The 21,280-nt window shown below is 63.4% G+C and carries 19 protein-coding genes; 9 read left to right on the top strand and 10 right to left on the bottom strand.

Translation table 11 applies throughout. The features are described 5' to 3' along the window. Positions 1-68: 68 nt before the first annotated feature. Both SB765_RS14685 and SB765_RS14680 read left to right on the top strand, forming a co-directional pair. Positions 69-590, top strand: coding sequence for a sigma-70 family RNA polymerase sigma factor (locus SB765_RS14685; protein WP_341795760.1), 522 nt, complete (start codon positions 69-71; stop codon positions 588-590). Then, complete coding sequence (locus SB765_RS14680; protein WP_016499995.1) at positions 587-1,339, top strand: anti-sigma factor family protein; 753 nt, start codon at positions 587-589, stop codon at positions 1,337-1,339. Before SB765_RS14685 ends, SB765_RS14680 begins: the two co-directional genes overlap by 4 nt. A gap of 180 nt (positions 1,340-1,519) precedes the next feature. On the opposite strand, the gene xthA is transcribed toward SB765_RS14680, so the two are convergent. After that, the gene (xthA, locus tag SB765_RS14675) at positions 1,520-2,332 is read right to left on the bottom strand and encodes an exodeoxyribonuclease III (protein ID WP_410931504.1); all 813 of its coding nucleotides are present in this window, start codon (positions 2,330-2,332) and stop codon (positions 1,520-1,522) included. Positions 2,333-2,494: 162 nt separating this feature from the next. Here xthA and SB765_RS14670 point away from each other — a divergent pair, with 162 nt between their 5' ends. The 3 genes from SB765_RS14670 to SB765_RS14660 are packed head-to-tail and all read left to right on the top strand — an operon-like array spanning position 2,495 to position 8,611. Further along, positions 2,495-3,145, top strand: a complete 651-nt coding sequence (locus SB765_RS14670) for a GNAT family N-acetyltransferase (RefSeq protein ID WP_410931503.1) — start codon at positions 2,495-2,497, stop codon at positions 3,143-3,145. A 52-nt stretch (positions 3,146-3,197) separates the two neighbouring features. After that, complete coding sequence (locus SB765_RS14665; RefSeq protein WP_341795758.1) at positions 3,198-4,940, top strand: autotransporter assembly complex protein TamA; 1,743 nt, start codon at positions 3,198-3,200, stop codon at positions 4,938-4,940. Continuing rightward, on the top strand, positions 4,937-8,611 hold the full coding sequence (locus SB765_RS14660) for a translocation/assembly module TamB domain-containing protein (RefSeq protein WP_410931502.1): 3,675 nt from the start codon (positions 4,937-4,939) through the stop codon (positions 8,609-8,611). Before SB765_RS14665 ends, SB765_RS14660 begins: the two co-directional genes overlap by 4 nt. A gap of 19 nt (positions 8,612-8,630) precedes the next feature. On the opposite strand, the gene SB765_RS14655 is transcribed toward SB765_RS14660, so the two are convergent. The 4 genes from SB765_RS14655 to SB765_RS14640 all read right to left on the bottom strand — a co-directional run bounded on the left by SB765_RS14655 (position 8,631) and on the right by SB765_RS14640 (position 11,058). Continuing rightward, positions 8,631-9,185, bottom strand: coding sequence for a DUF2589 domain-containing protein (locus SB765_RS14655; protein WP_341795755.1), 555 nt, complete (start codon positions 9,183-9,185; stop codon positions 8,631-8,633). A gap of 73 nt (positions 9,186-9,258) precedes the next feature. Next, positions 9,259-9,906 (bottom strand): DUF2589 domain-containing protein, encoded by a 648-nt coding sequence (locus SB765_RS14650; protein WP_016499989.1) that lies wholly within the window; start codon positions 9,904-9,906, stop codon positions 9,259-9,261. 62 nt (positions 9,907-9,968) lie between these two features. Continuing rightward, positions 9,969-10,349 (bottom strand): Mor transcription activator family protein, encoded by a 381-nt coding sequence (locus tag SB765_RS14645; protein WP_258657081.1) that lies wholly within the window; start codon positions 10,347-10,349, stop codon positions 9,969-9,971. A gap of 250 nt (positions 10,350-10,599) precedes the next feature. After that, positions 10,600-11,058, bottom strand: a complete 459-nt coding sequence (locus tag SB765_RS14640; RefSeq protein WP_410910628.1) for a hypothetical protein — start codon at positions 11,056-11,058, stop codon at positions 10,600-10,602. A gap of 150 nt (positions 11,059-11,208) precedes the next feature. On the opposite strand from SB765_RS14640, the gene SB765_RS14635 reads away from it, so the two are divergent. Next, entirely contained in the window at positions 11,209-11,397 is a 189-nt protein-coding gene (locus SB765_RS14635; RefSeq protein WP_016499986.1) for a hypothetical protein, read from the top strand. A gap of 36 nt (positions 11,398-11,433) precedes the next feature. Here SB765_RS14635 and SB765_RS14630 read toward each other — a convergent pair whose 3' ends face one another. Continuing rightward, the gene (locus tag SB765_RS14630) at positions 11,434-11,808 is read right to left on the bottom strand and encodes a fe2+ zn2+ uptake regulation protein (protein WP_410931501.1); all 375 of its coding nucleotides are present in this window, start codon (positions 11,806-11,808) and stop codon (positions 11,434-11,436) included. A gap of 196 nt (positions 11,809-12,004) precedes the next feature. Between SB765_RS14630 and SB765_RS14625 the strand changes: the two genes are divergently transcribed. Continuing rightward, positions 12,005-14,311 carry an acylase gene (locus tag SB765_RS14625; RefSeq protein ID WP_410931500.1) on the top strand — a complete coding sequence of 769 codons (2,307 nt, stop codon included), beginning with the start codon at positions 12,005-12,007 and terminating at the stop codon, positions 14,309-14,311. Between the two features lie 158 nt (positions 14,312-14,469). On the opposite strand, the gene SB765_RS14620 is transcribed toward SB765_RS14625, so the two are convergent. Both SB765_RS14620 and SB765_RS14615 read right to left on the bottom strand, forming a co-directional pair. After that, entirely contained in the window at positions 14,470-15,192 is a 723-nt protein-coding gene (locus SB765_RS14620) for a UDP-2,3-diacylglucosamine diphosphatase (RefSeq protein ID WP_341795750.1), read from the bottom strand. Then, the gene (locus SB765_RS14615; protein ID WP_031311992.1) at positions 15,189-15,692 is read right to left on the bottom strand and encodes a peptidylprolyl isomerase; all 504 of its coding nucleotides are present in this window, start codon (positions 15,690-15,692) and stop codon (positions 15,189-15,191) included. The genes SB765_RS14620 and SB765_RS14615 overlap by 4 nt, the downstream gene beginning before the upstream one ends. Before the next feature lie 248 nt (positions 15,693-15,940). Between SB765_RS14615 and SB765_RS14610 the strand changes: the two genes are divergently transcribed. Both SB765_RS14610 and cysS read left to right on the top strand, forming a co-directional pair. Next, positions 15,941-17,644: a glutamine--tRNA ligase/YqeY domain fusion protein gene (locus SB765_RS14610; RefSeq protein ID WP_410910630.1), complete on the top strand. Its 1,704-nt coding sequence runs from the start codon at positions 15,941-15,943 to the stop codon at positions 17,642-17,644. Between the two features lie 9 nt (positions 17,645-17,653). Further along, entirely contained in the window at positions 17,654-19,036 is a 1,383-nt protein-coding gene (gene cysS / locus SB765_RS14605) for a cysteine--tRNA ligase (protein ID WP_016499980.1), read from the top strand. Positions 19,037-19,173: 137 nt separating this feature from the next. Here the strand turns inward: cysS and SB765_RS14600 are convergent, their stop codons facing one another. Further along, a complete protein-coding gene (locus SB765_RS14600) occupies positions 19,174-20,565 on the bottom strand; it encodes a sensor histidine kinase (protein WP_410910631.1) in 1,392 nt (463 codons plus the stop codon). Further along, the gene (locus tag SB765_RS14595) at positions 20,543-21,223 is read right to left on the bottom strand and encodes a response regulator transcription factor (protein ID WP_016499978.1); all 681 of its coding nucleotides are present in this window, start codon (positions 21,221-21,223) and stop codon (positions 20,543-20,545) included. The genes SB765_RS14600 and SB765_RS14595 overlap by 23 nt, the downstream gene beginning before the upstream one ends. Positions 21,224-21,280: the final 57 nt, after the last annotated feature.

Genomic DNA, 21,280 nt, shown 5'->3' with positions numbered 1-21,280 from the left:
GGCGGGAATAGAATTTCCTGGCAGGCGTCTGCCTTTACAATGACAACTTCAAAGGCCGGGACTTTTCCATGCACGATCTGGATGACCACCAGTGGCGCGAGCTGCTGGCCCGCCTGCGCCGCTTTGCCGTGTGGCTGACCCGCGAGCCGGGCAGCGCCGATGACCTGGTGCAGGCCACGGTCGAGCGGGCCCTCAGCCGACGCGACCAGCAACGCGATGCCGAGGCGCTGCGGGCCTGGCTGTTTACCATCCTCTATCGGCTTTTCCTTGATGGTAAGCGCCGCGACCGCCTGCATGCGCGCTGGCTGTCCTGGTTCGGCCGTGCCGAGTACGAGGAGGAGCCGCAAGGGGCCAACCCTGAGGCCAGTGTCCTGGCCCAGGCCGACTTGCAGGCTTTTGCCCGGCTGACAGCCGAACAGCGCGCCTTGTTGCTGCTTATCAGCATTGAAGGCTTGAGTTACAAGGAAGCCGCCCAGGCCTTGGGCATCCCTATCGGCACTGTGATGTCGCGCCTGTCGCGCGCCCGCAGTGCCTTGCGCGAACTGACCGAGGGCAACCCCCAGCCACCGGCCTTGCGGAGACTGAAATGACGCGTCTGATCCCCAGCGAAGACGAATTGCACGCTTACGTCGATGAGCGCCTGGCGCCTGTGCGCCGGGCCGAGGTGCAGGCCTGGCTGGCGGCCAACCCACAGGCGGCGGCACGGGTGGAGGGCTGGCGCGCCGATGCCCGCCGGTTGCGTACGGCGCTGGCCGGGTTTGGCGAACTGCCTGGGGCGGCGCAGCTGGACCTTGGGCAGGTGCGTCGGCAATTGCGCCAGCGTCGGCAGCGGCGGTGGGCCGCAGCGGCGGTGGTGATGCTGGCATTGGGTGTGGGAGGGCTGGGCGGCTGGCAGGTGCGCGATGCGTCCCTGGCACGAGTCGACCTGCCCATGGCCGATGCCGTCCAGGCGCACCGTTTGTTTGCCGGCAGCGAGGCGCTGGATATCCAGGCCAGTGATGCGGGGCAGTTGCGCGACTGGTTGGGGCGGCATTTCAGCCGCGTGGGGCAATTGCCGGACCTGGCGGGCTATGGCTTCAAACCGGTGGGGGCGCGCTTGCTCAGCAACGAACAGGGGCCGGCGGCGCTGCTGGTGTTTGAGGATGGCAAGGGCCAGCGCATCAGCCTGTTCTTGCGCTCACCGGGCGAGCTGTATCGGCGCATGCCGGACGGGCAGCGGGTCGATGGCCAGCTGGAGGCGCGTTACTGGTCGCATGGGGCTTACAACTTTGCCCTGGTCAGCGCGGCGGACGATGTCCGTGGGGCCGGGGTGGGGGAGGCGTTGCGGCTGGGCTTGTGAGTGCGGAGGTCGAAAGCGCCACACACTTACTGTGGGAGCGGCCTTGTGTGGCGAAAGGGCCGCGCAGCGGCCCCAGGATTTCTGCGTCAACGTCTACATTGCTGGGGCTGCGATGCAGCCCTATCGCGACACAAGGCCGCTCCCACAGGGCGGCGGTGATGCGGATATGGCCCCCGGCGATCAGCTCAGTTCCAGCCAGATCGGCGCATGGTCCGAGGGCTTTTCCATGCCACGCAGTTCATAGTCCACGCCCGCTCCCTTGATGCGCGGCACCAGGTGCTGCGAGGCCATGATCAGGTCGATGCGCAGGCCGCGCTTGGGATCGTCCTCGAAACCACGGCTGCGGTAGTCGAACCAGCTGAAACGGTCGGTCACGTCCGGGTGCAGGTGGCGGAAGCTGTCAACCAGGCCCCAGCCTTTCAAGCGCTCCATCCACTCACGCTCTTCTGGCAGGAAGCTGCACTTGCCGGTCTTCAACCAGCGCTTGGCGTTGTCCGGGCCGATGCCGATGTCGCAGTCTTGCGGCGAGATGTTCATGTCGCCCATGACCAGCAGTGGCTGGTCGTTGCGGAACTGGCCTTCCAGCAGTGCCTGCAGGTCGCTGTAGAAACGCTGCTTGGCCGGGAACTTGGTTGGGTGGGCGCGGCTTTCGCCTTGGGGAAAATAGCCGTTCATGATGGTGATCGGGTTGCCATCGGCATCGGCGAAGGTGCCCCAGATGAAGCGGCGCTGGGCCTCTTCTTCATCGGTGGCAAAGCCCTTGTGCAGGCTCAACGGGGCTTGGCGCGACAGCAGCGCCACGCCGTAATGGCCTTTCTGGCCGTGGTAGTGCACGTGGTAACCCAGCGCCTCTACGTCGGCCAGCGGGAACTGATCGTCGCTGACCTTGGTTTCCTGCAGGCCGATTACGTCCGGCTGGTGCTTTTCGATCAGCGCTGCCAGCTGGTGCGGGCGGGCTCGCAGGCCGTTGATGTTGAAACAGACGATCTTCATGGAAAGACGATCCCGGTAAAAGGCGGGATGCTAGCCGACATCGCCCCACATCACCAGCATGGCGGCTTGGGAAGCCTGCTGCTAACGTGCTGTAGGGGGTGAACGAAGCGCGGTGGTGCACCTCCAAGGCAATGTACGCCCATTCCAGGAGGTCTGCCCGCAATGCCCGAAACCACTGCCGCTCCGGCTCAAGTCTGCCTGCTCGATGACGGCTACAGCCGCGAGGCGCGTTCGCTGCTGTACAACGCCTACCGCCACGAACCTACCTTTGCCTATATCTTCGAAGCCCAGCGCCCAGGGTATGAGCAACGCTTGCGGGTGATGGTGCGCGAATGGGTGCGCCAGCACTTTTACTTGCAGTTACCTGCCATCGGTTTGCTGGTGGACGACCGCCTGATTGCCCTGGCCCTGATCGTGCCGCCGGTGCGCCGGTTGGGCGTTGCCGACAGCTGGGCCTGGCGCCTGCGCATGATCCTCGGCACTGGCCTGCGCTGCACGCGGCGTTACATGGACTACCAGGCCGCCCTGTCCACCTGCCTGCCCACCGATCAGGTGCATGTGTTGCCATTGCTGGGGGTACATCCGCAATTTCAGGGCAAGCATTACGGGGAGCAATTGTTACAAGCCGTGCACGACTGGTGCGCGGATCAACCAGGCACCAAGGGCGTGGTGCTCGACACCGGCAATGAGCATTACCTGGCCTTTTACCAGCGCCAGGGCTATGAAGAAATTGGTGAGGTTGCCGTAGGACCTATCCGGGAACGGGTCTTCTTCCATCCCAATCCAGTCTCTTCAACCTCCACTTTTGCCTGAACATCCCGCCAGGCGGCTCCCTTGAGCGTCTGGCTCTGGTAGCATTTGCCGCATGACGTATTCAGGAAGATTGACCTGGGGCCTGGTTATCTGGGCCGCCAGTTTCGCAGCATGGGGCCAGAGCGAGTTGCTGGTGAAGGTAAAACCAGCCAACAAAGCGCTCAAGGCCAATGTCGAAGGCTATATAGGCACCCTTGGTGACCGCGATGAAGAAGCATTGTTACGCTTCAGTCGCGGGGCAGAAGAGCAGGCGCGCAAAGCCGCGCAGGCACTTGGCTACTACCAGGCGCAGATCGATACCGAGGTAAAGCCCCCCAAAGACGCAGACCATTCCCCGCAACTGATCCTCAGCATCAACCCGGGCGAGCCGATCCGCCTGCGCAACGTGACCGTGCGCATCGAAGGCCCCGCCAGCGAAATGAAGGCCTTCCGTGTGCCCGACAGCAAGGCACTGCGCCCAGGTGAACAACTCAACCACGGCCATTACGAAGATGCCAAGCGGCTGATCCAGAACCAGGCGTCGCGCTACGGTTTTTTCAGTGGCCGCTTCAGCAGCCAGCGCCTGGCCGTCGACCCGCAGGCCGGTGTGGCCGATATCGAACTGGTCTACCAGAGTGGTCCGCGCTATCACTTGGGCGCAGTGACCTTCGGCGGCGACACGCCGCTGGACGATGACCTGCTGCAGCGCATGGTGTCGTTCCAGCCGGGCACCCCCTACGACTCGGAACTGATTGCCGAACTGAACAATGACCTGCAATCGAGCGGGTATTTTGAAGGCGTGCGGGTGGATGCTGCGCCCACCGCCGCGGTGGGCGAAGAAATCCCGGTGGATGTCCGCCTGGAAACCCGCAAACCACGCACCATGGGCCTGGGCCTGGGCTTCTCGACCGACGTCGGTCCGCGTGGCAAGGCCAACTGGACCCGCCATTGGGTCAACCCGCAGGGCCACAGTTATGGTTGGGAAACCGAGCTGTCGGCACCGCGGCAGAACGTTGGCCTGTGGTACGACATCCCCCTCGACCCGCCACTGACCGACAAGTTGCGCTTCGCCGGCGGCTACCAGAACGAGGAGCTTGCCGGTACCGATACCCTCAGCAAACTGCTGACAGTCGGCCCCGAGTGGCACAGCAAGCTGCCCAGTGGCTGGCAGCGGGTCATTTCGCTCAAGTACCAGCGCGAGGAGTATCGCCTGGGTGACGATTCCGGGCTGAGCAACCTGCTGATGCCTGGCGTGAGCTATTCCTTCCTGCGCAGTGACAACCGCATCGATCCGCACAACGGCTACCGGCTGCAGTTCGATGTACAGGCGGCCAAGGAAGGGCTGGTTTCCGACACCAACCTGTTGCACGGCAATGTACTGCTCAAGGGCCTGACCACGCTTGGCCAGAACCACCGCTTGCTCGGTCGCGTACAGTTCGGCGGCAGTGCGACCAATGGCTTCAAGAACAACATTCCGCCGTCGCTGCGCTTCTTCGCCGGTGGCGACCAGAGCGTGCGTGGCTACGACTACCAGACCCTGTCACCGAAAAACAGCGATGGCGACCGCATCGGCGGGCGTTACATGGTGGCCGGCAGTGTCGAGTACCAGTATTCGTTGACCGAAAAGTGGCGGATCGCGACGTTTGTCGACCAGGGTAACTCGTTCAACAACCTTGAGCTGCCCAGCCTCAAGACCGGTGTCGGTTTTGGTGTGCGCTGGGTTTCGCCGGTCGGGCCATTGCGCCTGGACCTGGCCAAGGCGCTGGATGACGAAGGGGGCATTCGCCTGCACTTTTCCATGGGGCCTGAGCTGTGAAACGCGTGATCAAATACATTCTGCTGGGCCTGCTCGGGGTAGTCGCGAGCCTGGGCCTGGTGCTAGGCCTGCTGCTGGGTACCGAGGCGGGTAGCCGCTGGGCGCTGGGCAAGGTGCCCGGGCTTGAGGTGACCAATTTCCAGGGGCGCCTGGCGGGTAGCTGGCAGGCCAGCATGCTGCGCTGGGCCGACGGTGGCAGCACGGTAGAGTTGCAGGCACCGCTACTGGCCTGGTCGCCTGCCTGCCTGCTGCGCGCCACCCTGTGCATCGACCGGTTGCAGGCACAACGCATCGACATGGCCTTTGCGCCAAGTGCCGAGCCGGCCGAAAGCGGCCCGCTGCAGCTGCCGGCGCTGCGCTTGCCGCTGGCCATCGAACTGGGCGAGGTCAAGGTCGGCCAACTGCGGCTGGATGGCAGCGACCTGCTGGGTGACTTGCAACTGGCGGCGCACTGGACCGGCACCGGGATGCGCATCGACAGCCTGCACCTGCAGCGCGATGACCTGCAATTGAACCTGCAGGGCGACCTGCAGCCCGAAGGTGACTGGCCAGTGCAACTCCAGGCGCAGCTGCAACTGCCAGCCGTGGACGGCAAACCCTGGCAGTTGGCACTGACCGCCACCGGCGAATTGCAAAAGACCCTGAAGCTTGCGGGCACCAGCAGCGGTTACCTCGACGCCACGCTGAACGGGCAGTTGCAGGCGTTGGCCGAGCACCTGCCGGCGACCCTGCAGATTCGTTCAGAGGCGTTCAAGCCGGCGGGCTCGCTGCCCGATACCTTGCAGTTGAATCAGCTCAAGCTTGATGCCAAGGGCGACCTGCTCAAGGGTTATCAACTGTCGGGAACGGCCAGCCTGCCGGCTGAACAGTCGCCAATCGCGTTGGCGCTGTCCGGGTTGGTCGACAGCAAAGGCGCCAGGCTCGATGCCCTTGACCTGACCGCCAGCGACACCCAGCGCGTGAAACTGCAGGCCACGGCCGACTGGCAGCAAGGCCTGACCGCCGATGCGCAGCTGGACTGGCAGGACTTCCCGTGGTTGCGCCTGTACCCGCTGGAGACACCCCCCGAGGTTACCCTCAAGCGTTTCAATACGCAGGTGCATTATCGCGATGGCAATTATCAGGGCACCTTCAAAGGCGACCTGGACGGCCCGGCAGGGGCGTTCAGCCTGGTCAGCCCGTTCGAAGGTGACCTGACCCAGGTGAAACTGCCGCAACTGGCGCTGACCGCCGGGCAAGGCAAGGCCGCCGGCAGTGTGGCCGTGCGTTTTGCCGACACCTTGGCCTGGGATGTCGACTTGCAGCTTTCGGCGCTCGACCCGGCCTATTGGCTGGCGGAGCTGCCGGGTACCTTGGCGGGTCCGCTGCGCAGCAAGGGCGAGATGAAGGGCGAGGTGCTCACCCTTGATGCCCAGCTTGATCTCAAGGGCCGCCTGCGCGGCCAGCCGGCAGTGTTCAAGGCTGAGGCCCAGGGGGCGGGGCAGAACTGGACACTCGGCGCCCTGGCGATCCAGCTGGGTGACAACCGTATCAACGGCAGTGGCAGCTTGCAGCAGCGCCTGGCCGGGCGAATCGACCTTGACCTCCCGCGCCTGGGCCAGCTGTGGCCAAGGCTGCAAGGCCAGGTCAAGGGCCGGCTGGATGTTGCCGGCACCTTGCAGGCTCCTCAAGGCACGCTGACCTTGCAGGGCCAGCACTTGGCCCAGGCCGAAAACCGGCTGCAACAGTTGGACCTGGATGCCCGCCTGGACAACGCCCAGCGCGGTGTGATCGAGCTAAAGGCCACTGGCATTCACCTGGGCGACACGGCATTGGGCACGCTGCAGGCCAACGGCAAAGGCGACATTCGCCAGCAAGCCTTGACCCTGGCGCTGGATGGCCCGCAACTCAAGCTTGACCTCGGACTGGATGGCCAGTTGAGCAAGGGTGACTGGCGTGGCCGCCTTGCGAGTGGGCGTATCCAGGCCGGTGGCCAGGATTGGCAGCTGCAATCGCCGGCACGCCTGCAGCGTCTGGCCAGCGGCCAGCTGGACTTCGGTGCCCATTGCTGGCGATCTGGCCAGGCCAGCCTGTGTGGTGACGACCAGCGCCTGGCGCCCGAGCCGCGCTTGCGCTACCACCTCAAGCAGTTCCCGCTCGACAGCCTTGCCCAGTGGCTGCCAAAAGACTTCGCCTGGCAGGGCCTGCTCAATGCGGATATCAATCTGGACATCCCGGCCAGCGGCCCCAAAGGCAACATTGTCATTGATGCCAGTGGCGGCACGCTGCGTGTGCGCGACAAGGGCCGTTGGGTCGATTTCCCCTATCAGGCCCTGCGTGTCGACAGCACGTTGGCACCACGGCGTATCGATACCCGCCTTGCGTTCCGTGGAGAGCGCCTGGGCGAGCTGAACGTCAATACGCGCCTCGACCCGTTGGGCATGAACAAGCCGTTGTCAGGTGATTTCCGCCTGGCCGGGCTGGACCTGTCGGTGGCGCGTCCGTTCGTGCCGATGGTCGAACGCCTGGCCGGGCAGCTCAACGGCAGTGGGCGGCTTTCAGGCACCTTGCTGGCACCACAGGTCAACGGCAACCTGATGCTCAGCGGTGGCGAAGTGAGTGGCGCCGAGTTGCCGGCCAGCCTTGAGGACCTGTCGTTGCAGGCGCTGATCGCCGGCGAGCAGGTGCAACTCAATGGCAACTGGCGCAGCGGCGATGCAGGGCGCGGCCAGTTGAGTGGCAACCTCACGTGGGGGCAGGCATTGGGCATGGACTTGCGCCTGCAAGGCCAGCAACTGCCGGTCACGGTCGAGCCTTATGCAACGCTGGAGGTCGCCCCGGACCTGACCTTGCGCCTGATCGACGACAAACTGGCGGTTACCGGCAAGGTGCAAGTACCCAAAGGCAAGATCACCGTGCGCGAACTGCCACCGTCGACCGTGAAGGTATCGGATGACACGGTAATCGTCGGTCACCAGACCGAAGAGGGCAAACCGCCCATGGCGATGGCCATGGACATCGATGTCGAGGTGGGCCGCGACAAGTTGTCGTTCAGTGGCTTTGGCCTGACCGCCAACCTGCTTGGCCACGTGCATATCGGCGACAACCTCGACACCCGTGGCGAGTTGAGCCTGGCTGACGGTCGTTACCGTGCCTACGGCCAGCGCCTGACCATCCGCCGTGCGCGCTTGCTGTTCGCCGGCCCGATCGACCAGCCGTACCTGGACATCGAAGCCATCCGCACGGTCGATGATGTTATTGCCGGTATCCGCCTGAGCGGCAGTGCCGAGCAACCCACAACCAAGGTGTTTTCGGAACCGGCCATGAGCCAGGAGCAGGCGCTGTCGTACCTCGTGCTGGGGCGGCCTCTGGGCAACTCTGGCGAGGACAACAACATGCTTGCCGAGGCAGCGTTGGGCCTGGGGCTGGCAGGCAGTGCCGGTATCACCGGCAGCCTGGCATCGAGCCTGGGGATCGACGACTTCCAGCTGGACACCGAAGGCTCGGGCAACAGCACCAGCGTGGTCGCCAGCGGCAACATCACCGAGAAGCTGAGCCTGCGTTACGGCGTGGGTGTGTTCGAGCCTGCCAACACCATCGCGTTGCGTTACAAGCTGAGCAAGAAGGTGTATCTGGAAGCTGCCAGTGGGCTGGCCAGCTCACTGGACATCTTCTACAAGCGCGATTTCTGAAGCGGTGCCGGGGCTGCCGTCAACGGACAGTGGCCGCCTCAATGTATTCGTTGGTGTCGGGCGAGGGCAGTGGGCCGGGGGCGCGTACCGGGGTGATCAGGCTGGTGTACTCCTCGATGAGCCGGTTCAGGGCTTCCGGCGGCTCGCTGGCCTGGAACTGCATGCGGATCTGCACTTCGTCAGGGTCACGGCCTTCGCCCTGACGGCCTTGGCCACCGATGGTGACCTTGAAGCTGGCAGCCTTGTTCTCGCTCGCGGTCAGCAGTGCCTGTTGTGCTTCGGTCCCTTTGACCCGGACCGACAGGTCCACCTGCATGCGCTCCAGGGCCAGGCCCTTGGGCGACACCAGTGCAAACAGGGGGACGCGCATGATGTGCTGCCCATCCATGGCCACTTCGACCATCTTGGCTTTCATGGGGGCGCCCAAGGCGTCGCTGTCGCACTCGAAGAACTGGTCGAACAGGTTGATGTACTGCTGTGCAATCAGGCTGTTGGTGGCGCTTGCGGCTTCCTGCAGGCCACGGGTGATCTCACGCAGGTCGATGGAGGTCATCGGGGCAGGGGGCTTGTTCATGGGCTCGACTCCTCAGGCCAGGTGGTGCCCCCCCGGTGCTGGCCAGGGGGCTGTTTGCGGCTCGTGGAGCGTCTCAAGGGGTGTTGTTGCCTGCATCGGCAGCAGGGTCTTTCAAGGTGTCGGCCTGGGAAATTTCGTCCGGGCTTTGCAGTTCGGCGGTTCTGACCACGGTTGGCTTGGTTGCCGCGTCGGTGAGGAACTCGATCACCCTCATCATCGCTTCAGGTGGCTCCTGGCGCTTCATCGTCGTATTGAAGGCGTAGCGGGCGCGGGTGTCGGTCTTGCGTGTCTGGGCGGACTTGTGGCTGACGCTGCCCTTTACGTTCAGCTTGAAGGGCCCCCACCCCAGTGAGCCGGTCACGTCCGCACCCATTTCCGTGCTGGAGGTGTCTTCCGACATCTGATTGATGATCAGCTCGAATTCGACATTACCTTCATCGATGGAGATGTTCGGGTGTGTGATGGCCGCCAGCAATGGCACCTTCATGGTCTTGCTGACCACGCCCTTGTATTCACCCTGTTCGTCGACGATGGTCTCGTCGTAATCGAACTGGATAGCCACGGCCTTGCCGTCTTGCACACATACCTGCATCAGGAAGTCGGCGTACGACTTGCTGGCGGTAACCTGGGCCTGGACCATGGCCTGCAGGGGGCCTGCGATCATGCGGTCCATGGGCAAGGCGTTGATCACGGATCCGATGAGGCTGTTATCTATCGACATGTTTTGTTGCTCTTTTTATGGAGGGGAAGGATGGCCACCTCTGGCGGCCTCGGTGCTGGTCGTCAGCGAGCGCAAGTTTCCTGGCGACGGATGTTGCCGATCTGGCGCAGGCTCAGACCGTACTTGTTGGCCAGCAGGCTGCGTGAAAGGCCATTGGCGCTTTCTTTCTGGATCTGCTGATTGCGCAGCTGGCGTAGGAAGTGGTCAGCCTTGGGGATCTCCAGGGCTACTCCGGCAAAGCGCTTGATCAGTGCGTCCAGCGCTTCGGCCGGCAGTACGTCGGCGAGCTTGGTACGTTCGCGGTATTTGGGGATGTACTTGGGCCTGCCGCCGTAGGCGCAGGTCAACTGGTAGGCGTTGTCGATGCCGATACAGTCGACCAGGGCCTGCAGCGAGTGGGGCAGTTGGCTGATATCGATGAGGCTCAAGTCTGGTAATTCCATATGGCGCTCCTTCGGGATGGGGGAATGTGCGACCCGATCACCAGCGGCGTTATGTCGACGGTGTGAGCAAATTCTGTGTGACACCCCCGGCGCATCGCTAGGCGACATGTGGGTTGCAGCTTGTAGCCTCGGTGAACAGCGATTGCAGGCAGCGATATCCTGCGTTGTAGGACATGTCTCCACGATGTGGCTGTGGCCGTTGATTTCCCATCAGGGCGCTCCGCTCGTCCAGTGATGGGCCAGGGTACCCTCAGTTGCAGGGGTAGCTGCTCAGCAGGCTGGCGCTGCGCAGGTAGGCCTGAGGCGCATCGAGCATGCCTTGTGGCAGCGCCCGCCAGTCGACCAGCAGGCACAAGGCATGCAATGGCTGCCCGCCGCGCTGACCGATGACCGTGCCGGAAAAGCTGCGGCGGTACAGCGCCTGGGTCTGGTGCAGCGCCTGCACCTGATCGGCTTGGGCCAAGGTCTGCCGGACCAAATCAGGCAACTGGGCCATGGGGGCGCTGAAATGCAGTGGGGCGTCGGGTGCCTGCAGGTAGCCAGCCTGACGCACGCGCTGCCACAGTTGTTGCCACTGGCTGGCGCCAGCATGGCGCTCCAGGTCGCGACCAAGCTCAAGCAGTTGCGCTGCCGTTACCTCGCGGGTGTCCAGCGCGTGAAGGGTAAGCGGGGTGAGAATCAGGGACGCGAACAGCAGGGGTTTGTACATGATGCCTCCGGCATGGGTGCTTGGAGCCCCATGCTTTCAGGCAGTCGCCACCCTACCCAGCAGGAAATGCAGCGCCGGGCCCTATGGGCGTTGTATCATTGCCACGGCTCGTTGCGAGCCATTTGCCCCTGATGTTGCAAGGAACTTTCGATGACACACGTGCAGCGCCTCAAATATTCCCTTCTGATCATCCTGGTAGTACTGGGCCTGATGCTGGGCCTGTCCCACCTGCAGAAGCAGGGCACGATCAGTGAGCAGACCTTCCAGATGGCGGCCATCGCCATCGCCGTTGTGGTCGTGGTGATCAACGGCATTCTGCGGCGCAAGGTCAAGCCCTGATCCGTGCGGGCCGGCCAGGTGTGGCCGGCCATGCGCTCAGGGCGTGTGTGTCTGCTCCAGTACGGCGCGCGCCTGGGGGTTGAGGCTGTAGCACTTGTCGTTGCCCAGTTCGATGACACCTTCGGTGCACAGCCGCTTGAGCACCTCACGCACGCTGAGGAACGACAGCGGAATATCCAGCTGTTCCAGTTGTGCGTGCACGCCGCGTACGCCAATGCTGCGGCCCTTGCGGTCAGCGGCGTGCAAGGCATCGATCACCTTGAGCCGGATCAGGCTGGTTCGCAGGCCGAAGGTGCGCAGCAGCTCGCGGATCTGTTCGTTGCCGATGCGTTCCTCAGAAAAAACGTCCTGTCCGTTGGGCGCTTTGCCTGGGACGCGCCCGGCGTGAGTCGAGGGTTGCGGGTTGTACATGTGAATGCTCCTTTTCGTGGACGAACCCGAAATGTGGTTGCCTCACTTACTAGGACGAATGAGAACGCAAAAACTGCAACCCACTCGAAAAAAAAATGGCTGTTCCTCTTCAAGACGTTCCATCGTCTTGTAACACGTAAAATTTTCACCTGGCCGCTCGTCTGATCGGGATAGACCCCGAATCCGAGGAGTGCCCGTGTTTCCACTTTCCCGTCCCATGACGTGCGCAGGCCTGGCCGCTGCACTGGTGGCCTTCAGCGTTGCGGTGCAGGCCCAGCCCGCTACCGATGCCAGCGCGCAGATCCGTCGAACCAGTTACGGAGTGCCGCATATCGTGGCCAAGGATGAGCGCGGCCTGGGCTACGGCGTTGGCTATGCCTATGCCCAGGACAACCTGTGCCTGCTGGCCAACGAGGTGCTGACCGTGAGCGGTGAGCGCTCACGCCATTTTGGTGCCAAGGGCAAGACCCTGGAGCAGCGTGACAACCTGACCAGCGACCTGTTTTTCACCTGGCTCAACAGCCCGACGGCAGTCGATGCGTTCCTGCAGGCGCAACCGGCGCAGGTGCAGGCACTGCTGGCGGGCTATGCCAGCGGCTACAACCGGGCGCTCGCCGAGCGCCGCCGCGAAGGCTTGCCCGCCGAATGTGGCAACGGTGAGTGGCTGCGGTCGATCACCAGCCAGGACCTGGTCAAGCTGACGCGCAGGCTATTGGCCGAGGGGGGTATAGGGCAGTTCGTCGAGGCACTGGCGGGCGCGCACCCACCTGCGGCGGGCAGCCAGCAAGCGTCGGCAGGTTTCGCCACAGCGCTGGCGCGGCAAGAACGCTTTGCCACGGAGCGCGGCAGCAATGCGGTGGCCGTGGGCGCGCAGCGTTCGGCCAATGGCCGCGGCCTGTTGTTGGCCAACCCGCACTTCCCGTGGATGGGCGGCATGCGCTTCTACCAGATGCAGCTGACCATCCCTGGCCAGCTCGATGTGATGGGCGCGGCATTGCCGGGCCTGCCGGTGGTCAATATCGGTTTCAACACGCACCTGGCCTGGACGCACACCGTCGACACCTCCAACCACTTCACCCTGTATCGGCTGCAGCTCGACCCCAAGGACCCGACCCGTTACCTGCTTGATGGCAAGTCGCTGCCACTGGCCCGGCAAACCATCAGCGTTGCGGTCAAGGCAGAAGATGGCAGCCTGAGTCAGGTAGAGCGGCAGGTCTACAGCTCGCAATTCGGCCCGGTGGTGCAATGGCCCGGGCGCCTGGACTGGGATGCGCACGCGGCCTACAGCTTGCGTGACGCCAACCTTGAAAACACCCGAGTGTTGCAGCAGTGGTACCAGATCAACCGTGCCGACAGCCTGGCGGCGCTTAAACGCTCGGTCGAGCAGTTGCAGGGTATTCCTTGGGTCAACACCTTGGCCGTGGACCAGGGCGGTGGGGCGCTGTACCTGAACCAGTCGGTGGTGCCGTATGTCGACCAGCAACTGCTGGGTGCCTGCAGCAACCCACAAGGGCAAGGGCGCATGGTGGTGCTGGATGGTTCGCGCAGCGCCTGTCAGTGGAAGGTCGACGCGCAGGCTGCGCAACCGGGAATCTTCCCGGCGCGACTGCTGCCGAGCCTTGAACGCCAGGATTTCGTGCAGAACTCCAACGACCCGGCCTGGATGGCCAACCCGGCGCAGCCGCTGACCGGCTATTCACCCTTGGTCAGCCGCAGTGACAAGCCGTTGGGCATGCGCGGCCGCTTTGCCCTGCAGCGCCTGCAGGGCACGGCAAGGCTGGGCGTGGATGACCTGCAGCGCATGGTGACCGACGACGAGGTCTACCTGGCCAGCCTGGTGCTGCCAGACCTGCTGCAATGGTGCGAGGGCGCAGGCGCAGATATACAGGCCGTGTGCAGCAGCCTGGCTGCCTGGAATGGCAAGGCTGACCTCGACAGTGGTATTGGACTGGTGCATTTCCAGAACCTGTTCAATGCCTTGGCCGAGCACCCGGAAAGCTGGCGGGTGGCCTTTGATCCGGCAGACCCGCAGCACACGCCGCGTGGTTTGGCGGTGGAGCAGGCGGCCGTGCGCAAGCTGGTACACGAGGCGGCACTGGCGTCGCTCAAGCAGGTGAGCGACAGCGGTGTAGCGGGGGAGGCGCGTTGGGGGCAGGTGCAGCAGGCGCTTGATGGTACGCCGGTACCGGGTGGCCCGCAGGCGCTGGGGGTGTACAACGCGATGTACAGTGTGCCGCACGGGCCGGGCAAGCGGCTGGTGGTCAGCGGTACCAGCTACTTGCAACTGGTCAGCTTCACCGACAAGGGGCCAGAGGCTCGGGGGTTGTTGGCGTTCTCCCAGTCGAGCGAAGCGGCTTCGGCGCATGCCAGTGACCAGACCAAGGCCTTTGCGGCCAAGCAGCTGGCGGTGATGCCGTTTACCGAGGCACAGATCAAGGCAGACCCGGCGTATCGGGAAGTGGTGATCAGTGAGCGTGACAAAGGGGCAGTGGCGCAACAGTAGCGCTTTCTGCTGCGACTGCGATCTTGCAGGAGCGGCCTTGTGCCGCGAAAGGGCTGCGGTGCAGCCCCAGCAATTTCGGTGGTTATGCTGAGATCTGGGGCCGCTGTGCGGCCACTTCTCGGCACAAGGCCGCTCCTGCATGGGGCACGCAGTGCCCGTCAGGAAAACTCGAACGGCGCCAGCTGAAACCCTTGCTCATCTACCTGCAAGGCCCAGCCCCGGCGGTCCCAGTCCCCCAGCACGATGCGCCGTGCCGGTTCCCCATCAACCACCAGCTTGTGTATCGCCGGCCGGTGGGTATGGCCATGCACCAGCGTACGCACGCCATGCGCCGCCATCACCTTGGGCACTTCCTCCGGTGTGACGTCGACAATTTCGGTGGCCTTCATCCGCACTTGCGTGCTGCTTTCGCTGCGCAGTTTGCGCGCCAGCTTGTAGCGGGCTGACAGCGGCAGGTGGCGCAAGATCCACAAGCTCAGCGGGTTGCGCAGCAAGCGGCGCATCTTCATGTAACCCAGGTCGCGGGTGCACAAGGTGTCGCCATGCATCAGCAGTACCTGTTCACCGCCCAGCTCGATCACACTGGGGTCGCTCAACAACGTGCAGCCCGCAGCGTCGCAGAAAGCCTGGCCAATCAGGAAGTCACGGTTGCCATGCATCAGGAAGATGGCCGTACCGCAGTCGCTCAGCCGGCGCATGGCCTGGCAGATCGACTGCTGGAACGGCGTCATGGCATCGTCGCCGATCCAGGCTTCAAAGAAGTCGCCGAGGATGTACAACGCCTTGGCGTGGCGGGCACGGCCGTCGAGCAGATCAAGAAACGCCCGGGAAATGTCCGGGCGCTCTTCTTGCAAATGCAGATCGGAGATCAGCAGTATCACCCAATGATCTCGGCTTTCTCGATGATCACGTCTTCTTTTGGTACGTCCTGGTGGCCAGCCTTGGAACCGGTGGCGACCTTCTCGATGGCATCAACCACTTCACGGCCTTCGATCACTTCGCCGAACACCGCGTAGCCCCAGCCCTGTACGTTCTTGCCGCTGTGGTTGAGGAAGTCGTTGTCGGAGGCGTTGATGAAGAACTGCGCCGAAGCAGAGTGCGGCTCCATGGTGCGGGCCATGGCGATGGTGTACTTGGCGTTTTTCAGGCCGTTGTCCGCTTCGTTCTGGATGCTGGCACGCTTGTCACGCTTTTCGTTCATGCCTGGCTCGAAACCGCCGCCCTGAATCATGAAGCCTTTGATCACACGGTGGAACACGGTGTTGGTGTAGTGGCCTGCGTTGACGTATTCGATGAAGTTGGCCACGGTAATCGGGGCTTTTTCAGCGTTCAGTTCAATGACGATGTCGCCGTGGTTGGTGGTCAGTTTGACTTTGGACATGCTGAAACTCGCTTTTTCAAGGCAATCGGGAATTAGGGTGCGCAGGGCGCCGGTTATCACCTGACGCATATTCAGGCGATCACGACACATGGCGCGCACTGGCCATTTTGCCAGGCTTGGGCAAAAAGCCGTGATAAATCACGCCAGTTTGTCCGGGCCCGACTGTCAGCAGCTTGACTGCTTCGGCTATGATAGGCCCTTTGATTCAATCGGCCTACCCAGGCCGGACACGTGCATTCAAGGATCCTATGAGCAAGCCCACTGCCGACAACGCGCCCAACGCCGCTGCCAAAGGCGCCCCCGCTGTCCCTGCGAACTTCCTGCGGCCGATCATCCAGGCCGACCTGGACTCGGGCAAGCACAGCAGCATCGTCACTCGCTTCCCGCCGGAGCCTAACGGCTACCTGCACATCGGCCACGCCAAGTCGATCTGCGTCAACTTCGGCCTGGCCAAGGAATTCGGGGGCGTCTGCCACCTGCGTTTCGATGACACCAACCCGGCCAAGGAAGACCAGGAATACATCGACGCCATTCAAAGCGACGTCAAATGGCTGGGCTTCGACTGGGCCGGCGACGTGCGTTATGCGTCCAGCTACTTCGACCAGTTGCACGACTGGGCGGTCGAGCTGATCAAGCGTGGCAAGGCCTATGTCTGCGACCTGACCCCTGATCAAGCGAAAGAATACCGCGGCAACCTCAAGGAGCCGGGCAAGAACAGCCCGTTCCGCGAACGTAGCGTGGAAGAAAACCTCGAGCTGTTCGCCCGCATGAAGGCCGGCGAGTTCAAGGACGGCGAGTGCGTGCTGCGGGCCAAGATCGACATGGCTTCGCCGAACATGAACCTGCGCGATCCGATCCTGTACCGCATCCGCCATGCCCACCATCACCAGACCGGTGACAAATGGTGCATCTACCCCAACTACGACTTTACCCACGGCCAGTCGGACGCTATCGAGGGCATCACCCACTCGATCTGCACCCTGGAGTTCGAAGGGCATCGCCCGTTGTACGAATGGTTCCTCGACAACCTGCCGGTGCCGGCGCACCCGCGCCAGTACGAGTTCAGCCGGCTGAACCTGAACTACACCATCACGTCCAAGCGCAAGCTCAAGCAGCTGGTTGACGAAAAGCACGTCGACGCCTGGGACGACCCACGCATGTCGACCCTGTCCGGCTTCCGTCGCCGCGGCTACACCCCGGCTTCGATCCGCAACTTCTGCGAAATGATCGGCACCAACCGCTCCGACGGCGTGGTCGACATGTCGATGCTCGAGTTCAGCATCCGTGACGACCTGGACCGCACCGCACCGCGCGCCATGTGCGTGCTACGCCCACTGAAAGTGGTCATCACCAACTACCCGGAAGGCCAGGTGGAGCAGCTTGAGCTGCCACGCCACCCGAAAGAAGACATGGGCGTGCGTGTGCTGCCGTTCGCGCGCGAGCTGTACATCGACCGCGATGACTTCATGGAAGAGCCGCCCAAGGGCTACAAGCGCCTGGAACCGGCCGGTGAAGTGCGCCTGCGTGGCAGCTACGTGATTCGCGCCGACGAGGCCATCAAGGACGCCGATGGCAATATCGTCGAGCTGCGTTGCTCGTACGACCCGGACACCTTGGGCAAGAACCCTGAAGGCCGTAAGGTCAAGGGCGTGATCCACTGGGTGCCGGCCGAGGGCAGCGTCGAGTGCGAAGTGCGCCTGTACGACCGCCTGTTCCGCTCGCCGAACCCGGAAAAGACCGAGGACGGCGGCAGCTTCCTGGACAACATCAACCCGGACTCGCTGCAAGTGCTCAGCGGTTGCCGTGCCGAGCCGTCTCTGGCCCAGGCGCGACCCGAGGACCGCTTCCAGTTCGAGCGCGAAGGCTACTTCTGCGCCGACCTGAAAGACAGCCAGCCGGGCCGCCCGGTGTTCAACCGCACTGTCACCCTGCGTGACTCCTGGGGCAGCTGAGGAAACGCCGTGCTTACCATTTACAACACCCTGAGCAAAGCGAAGGAAACCTTCAAGCCGCTGGATGGCAACAAGGTGCGCATGTACGTGTGCGGCATGACCGTGTACGACTACTGCCACCTGGGCCATGGCCGCAGCATGGTGGCCTTCGACCTGGTCACCCGCTGGCTGCGCAAGAGCGGCTACGAGCTGACGTATGTGCGCAACATCACCGACATCGATGACAAGATCATCAACCGGGCCAACGAGAACGGCGAGAGCTTCGACGCGTTGACCGCCCGCATGATTGACGCGATGCACGAAGACGAGCGCCGCCTGAACATCCTGCCGCCAGACCAGGAGCCGCGTGCCACTGACCATATCGCCGGCATGCACGCGATGATCCAGACCCTGATCGACAAGGGTTATGCCTATGCCCCAGGCAATGGCGACGTGTACTACCGCGTCGGCAAGTTCGTCGGCTACGGCAAGCTGTCGCGCAAGAAGATCGAAGACCTGCGCATCGGCGCACGCATCGAGGTCGACGAAGCCAAGCAGGACCCGCTGGACTTCGTGCTGTGGAAGGGCGTCAAGCCCGGTGAGCCGAGCTGGGAATCGCCATGGGGCCCGGGCCGCCCGGGCTGGCACATCGAGTGCTCGGTGATGTCCACCTGCTGCCTGGGTGAGAGCTTCGACATTCACGGCGGTGGCAGCGACCTGGAGTTCCCGCACCACGAGAACGAGATTGCCCAGAGCGAGGCGGCCACAGGCAAGCAGTACGCCAACGCCTGGATGCACTGCGGCATGATCCGGATCAACGGCGAGAAGATGTCGAAGTCGTTGAACAACTTCTTCACCATCCGCGATGTGCTCGAGAAGTACCACCCGGAAGTGGTGCGTTACCTGCTGGTGGCCAGCCACTATCGCAGCGCGATCAACTACTCCGAAGACAGCCTGCGCGACGCCAAGGGCGCGCTTGAGCGCTTCTACCACGCCCTGCGCGGCTTGCCACGGGTAGCGGCCAAAGGCGGCGAAGCGTTTGTCGAGCGTTTTAGCGTGGCGATGAACGACGACTTCGGCACCCCCGAAGCCTGCGCCGTGCTGTTCGACCTGGTGCGCGAGATCAACCGCCTGCGCGACAGCGACCCGGAGGCTGCTGCCGGCCTGGCTGGCCGCCTGCGCGAGCTGGGTGAAGTGCTGGGTGTGCTGCAGCTGGAGGCCGATGACTTCCTGCGTGCAGGTGCCGAAGGCAAGGTCGATGCTGCCGAGGTGGAAGGCCTGATTCAGGCGCGTCTGCAGGCGCGTGCGGACAAGAACTGGGCCGAGTCGGACCGTATCCGCGACCAGCTCACCGCGATGGGTGTGGTGCTGGAAGACAGCAAGGGCACGACTACCTGGCGTTTGGCTGACTGATCGGCGTACTGGGGCTGCTTTGCAGCCCTTTCGCGGCACAAGGCCGCTCCTACAAAGGTCGCGCAAGCCTTTAATGCTGCGCTACCCCTGTAGGAGCGGCCTTGTGCCGCGAAAGGGCCGCAAAGCGGCCCCGGCTTTTACTTGCCAAGCCCGGCAAGCGGGCAGTGCAATACCAACTTCGCCCCACCCAACTCGCTCTCCCCAATTTCCAGCCTGAACCCATGCAGGTCCACGATCGCCGCAACGATCGACAATCCCAGCCCAAACCCGGCATGGCGATGGCCTTCATCGCTGCGATAGAAGCGCTTCAGCACCGCAGTACGCTCTTCTTCGGGAATGCCCGGCCCGCTGTCCTCGATAGCCAGGCGCACGCCGGTGTCGTCGTGTGTCGCGCTAATTCGCACTTGCCCACCCTCGGGCGTGAACTTGATACCGTTGCCCACCAGGTTGGCCAGTGCCTCGAACAGCAGTTCGCGGTCACCGTGCAGTGCCGGCAGCTGCGCGGGCTGGTGCAATTCCAGGTGGATGCCGCCATCCTCGGCCAAAGGCAAATAGAAGTCGTGCAGTTCGACCAGCAGTTCATGCGGGTCAAGCTGGACGAAGCCGGCCCGGCGCTGGCGATCTTCCAGTTCGCTGATGCGTAGCAACCCGCGAAAACGCGCCATCAGGGTGTCGGTTTCGCCGATGGCCTGGTCCAGCGCCTCGGCTTGCGCGGAGTCGACGTCGCTCTGCTGGCGAATCCGGTACAGCTGGGCGCGCAAGCGGGTGAGCGGGGTACGCAGGTCATGGGCAATGTTGTCGCACACCCCCTTGACCTCATGCATCAGCCGCTCGATGCGGTCCAGCATGGCGTTGACGATGGCTGCCAGCATGTCCAGCTCATCGCGCCGGGCCGACAACGGGAGGCGGTGGGTCAGGTCGCCGGCAACGATCAGCTCGGCCTGGGCCTGGATTGCGCGGATACGCTTGAGCGGCCTGCGCCGTAGCAGGTACCAGCCGGCAAAGCCTGGGATCAGCGTCAAGGAGATACCCCAGAGCAGGGCATCGAGGATGATCCGGGTAACCACGAACAGTGAGCCGTTATCGCGGAACAGTACCAGCCAGCGGCCATCTTGCACTTTGATCGCCACCGCATCGCAGCTGTCGCGGGGCAGGTGTGGGTCGTCGGCATCCAGGCAGCGTTTCAACTCATGGATCTTGCCGTCCAGCCTGAGCTCCGGGGGCAGGGCGCGCACACTGCCGCCAATCGGGTTGAGGTGGGTGTCGAACAGGCCATAGGCGTCAAAGCTGCGCTCCTCGAAGGCCTGGCTGGCGATCAGGGCGTCGTCCAGCTGCTTGCCGCTCATGTGCGCGAACAGGTGTTGGCGCTGCAACATGGAATGGCGGGTGAGCTTGTTCAGGTAGCTGGACACCTCGAAGTACAGCACCCCCATGAGGATGCTGCTCCAGGCCACGAACAGAAAGCTGTACAGCGCCAGCAGGCGGCTTGTCGAGGAGCTCCAGCCTTTAGACGGGTTCAGCAATGGCATAGCCGGAGCCCCGTACCGTACGGATCAGCGGCGACTGGCCGGGGGAGTCGATTTTCTTGCGCAGACGGCCGATGTGCACGTCGATCAGGTTTGTGCCAGGGTCGAAATGGTAGCCCCAGACTTCTTCGAAAATCATCATCCGTGTGATCACCTGGCCGCTGTGGCGCATCAGGTACTCCAGCAGTTTGTATTCGGTGGGCAGCAGGTTGAGCGTATTGTCACCGCGGCGCGCCTCGTGGCTGATCAGGTCCAGTTGCAGGTCGGCGACCTGGAGGCGTGTCTGGGTCATGGGCACACTGTTGCGGCGCAGCAATACCTCGACCCGTGCGGCCATTTCGTCGGAGGCAAACGGCTTGGTCAGGTAGTCGTCACCGCCGGCCCGCAGGCCGCGTACCCGTTCGTCGACGTCGGAGAGGGCGCTGATCATCAGGATCGGCGTGGCGATCTTGAGGCTGCGCAGGGTGGTGACGATGGTCAGGCCATCGACCTCGGGCAGCATGCGGTCCAGGGTGATCAGGTCGTAGCCACCGGCAATGGCCTTGGCCAGGCCTTCACGGCCGTTGTCGGCCCACTCGACCTCCAGGCCGTGGCTGGTAAGTTCGGCGACGATTTCCTGGCCGGTGACGGCGTCGTCTTCGATGGTCAGTACGCGAGGCATGCTGGTTCCTGGGCATCTAATAGAAATTTGATTGTGCCAAAGAATAGACAACCGGCG

Origin of the sequence: Pseudomonas sp. SIMBA_067 (genome assembly GCF_046534675.1) — a bacterium.
GTDB lineage: Bacteria > Pseudomonadota > Gammaproteobacteria > Pseudomonadales > Pseudomonadaceae > Aquipseudomonas > Aquipseudomonas putida.
This window is presented reverse-complemented; position numbering and strand designations above follow the sequence as displayed.

Excerpts from the sequence above, each read along its gene's own strand:
- SB765_RS14630 (WP_410931501.1), bottom strand. The coding sequence starts at position 11,808 with ATGTACAACCCGCAACCCTCGACTCACGCCGGGCGCGTCCCAGGCAAA.
- SB765_RS14635 (WP_016499986.1), top strand. The coding sequence starts at position 11,209 with ATGACACACGTGCAGCGCCTCAAATATTCCCTTCTGATCATCCTGGTA.
- SB765_RS14615 (WP_031311992.1), bottom strand. The coding sequence starts at position 15,692 with ATGTCCAAAGTCAAACTGACCACCAACCACGGCGACATCGTCATTGAA.
- SB765_RS14595 (WP_016499978.1), bottom strand. The coding sequence starts at position 21,223 with ATGCCTCGCGTACTGACCATCGAAGACGACGCCGTCACCGGCCAGGAA.
- SB765_RS14600 (WP_410910631.1), bottom strand. The coding sequence starts at position 20,565 with ATGCCATTGCTGAACCCGTCTAAAGGCTGGAGCTCCTCGACAAGCCGC.
- xthA (WP_410931504.1), bottom strand. The coding sequence starts at position 2,332 with ATGAAGATCGTCTGTTTCAACATCAACGGCCTGCGAGCCCGCCCGCAC.
- SB765_RS14640 (WP_410910628.1), bottom strand. The coding sequence starts at position 11,058 with ATGTACAAACCCCTGCTGTTCGCGTCCCTGATTCTCACCCCGCTTACC.
- SB765_RS14645 (WP_258657081.1), bottom strand. The coding sequence starts at position 10,349 with ATGGAATTACCAGACTTGAGCCTCATCGATATCAGCCAACTGCCCCAC.
- SB765_RS14665 (WP_341795758.1), top strand. The coding sequence starts at position 3,198 with ATGACGTATTCAGGAAGATTGACCTGGGGCCTGGTTATCTGGGCCGCC.
- SB765_RS14655 (WP_341795755.1), bottom strand. The coding sequence starts at position 9,185 with ATGAACAAGCCCCCTGCCCCGATGACCTCCATCGACCTGCGTGAGATC.
- SB765_RS14670 (WP_410931503.1), top strand. The coding sequence starts at position 2,495 with ATGCCCGAAACCACTGCCGCTCCGGCTCAAGTCTGCCTGCTCGATGAC.
- SB765_RS14680 (WP_016499995.1), top strand. The coding sequence starts at position 587 with ATGACGCGTCTGATCCCCAGCGAAGACGAATTGCACGCTTACGTCGAT.
- SB765_RS14650 (WP_016499989.1), bottom strand. The coding sequence starts at position 9,906 with ATGTCGATAGATAACAGCCTCATCGGATCCGTGATCAACGCCTTGCCC.
- SB765_RS14610 (WP_410910630.1), top strand. The coding sequence starts at position 15,941 with ATGAGCAAGCCCACTGCCGACAACGCGCCCAACGCCGCTGCCAAAGGC.
- SB765_RS14685 (WP_341795760.1), top strand. The coding sequence starts at position 69 with ATGCACGATCTGGATGACCACCAGTGGCGCGAGCTGCTGGCCCGCCTG.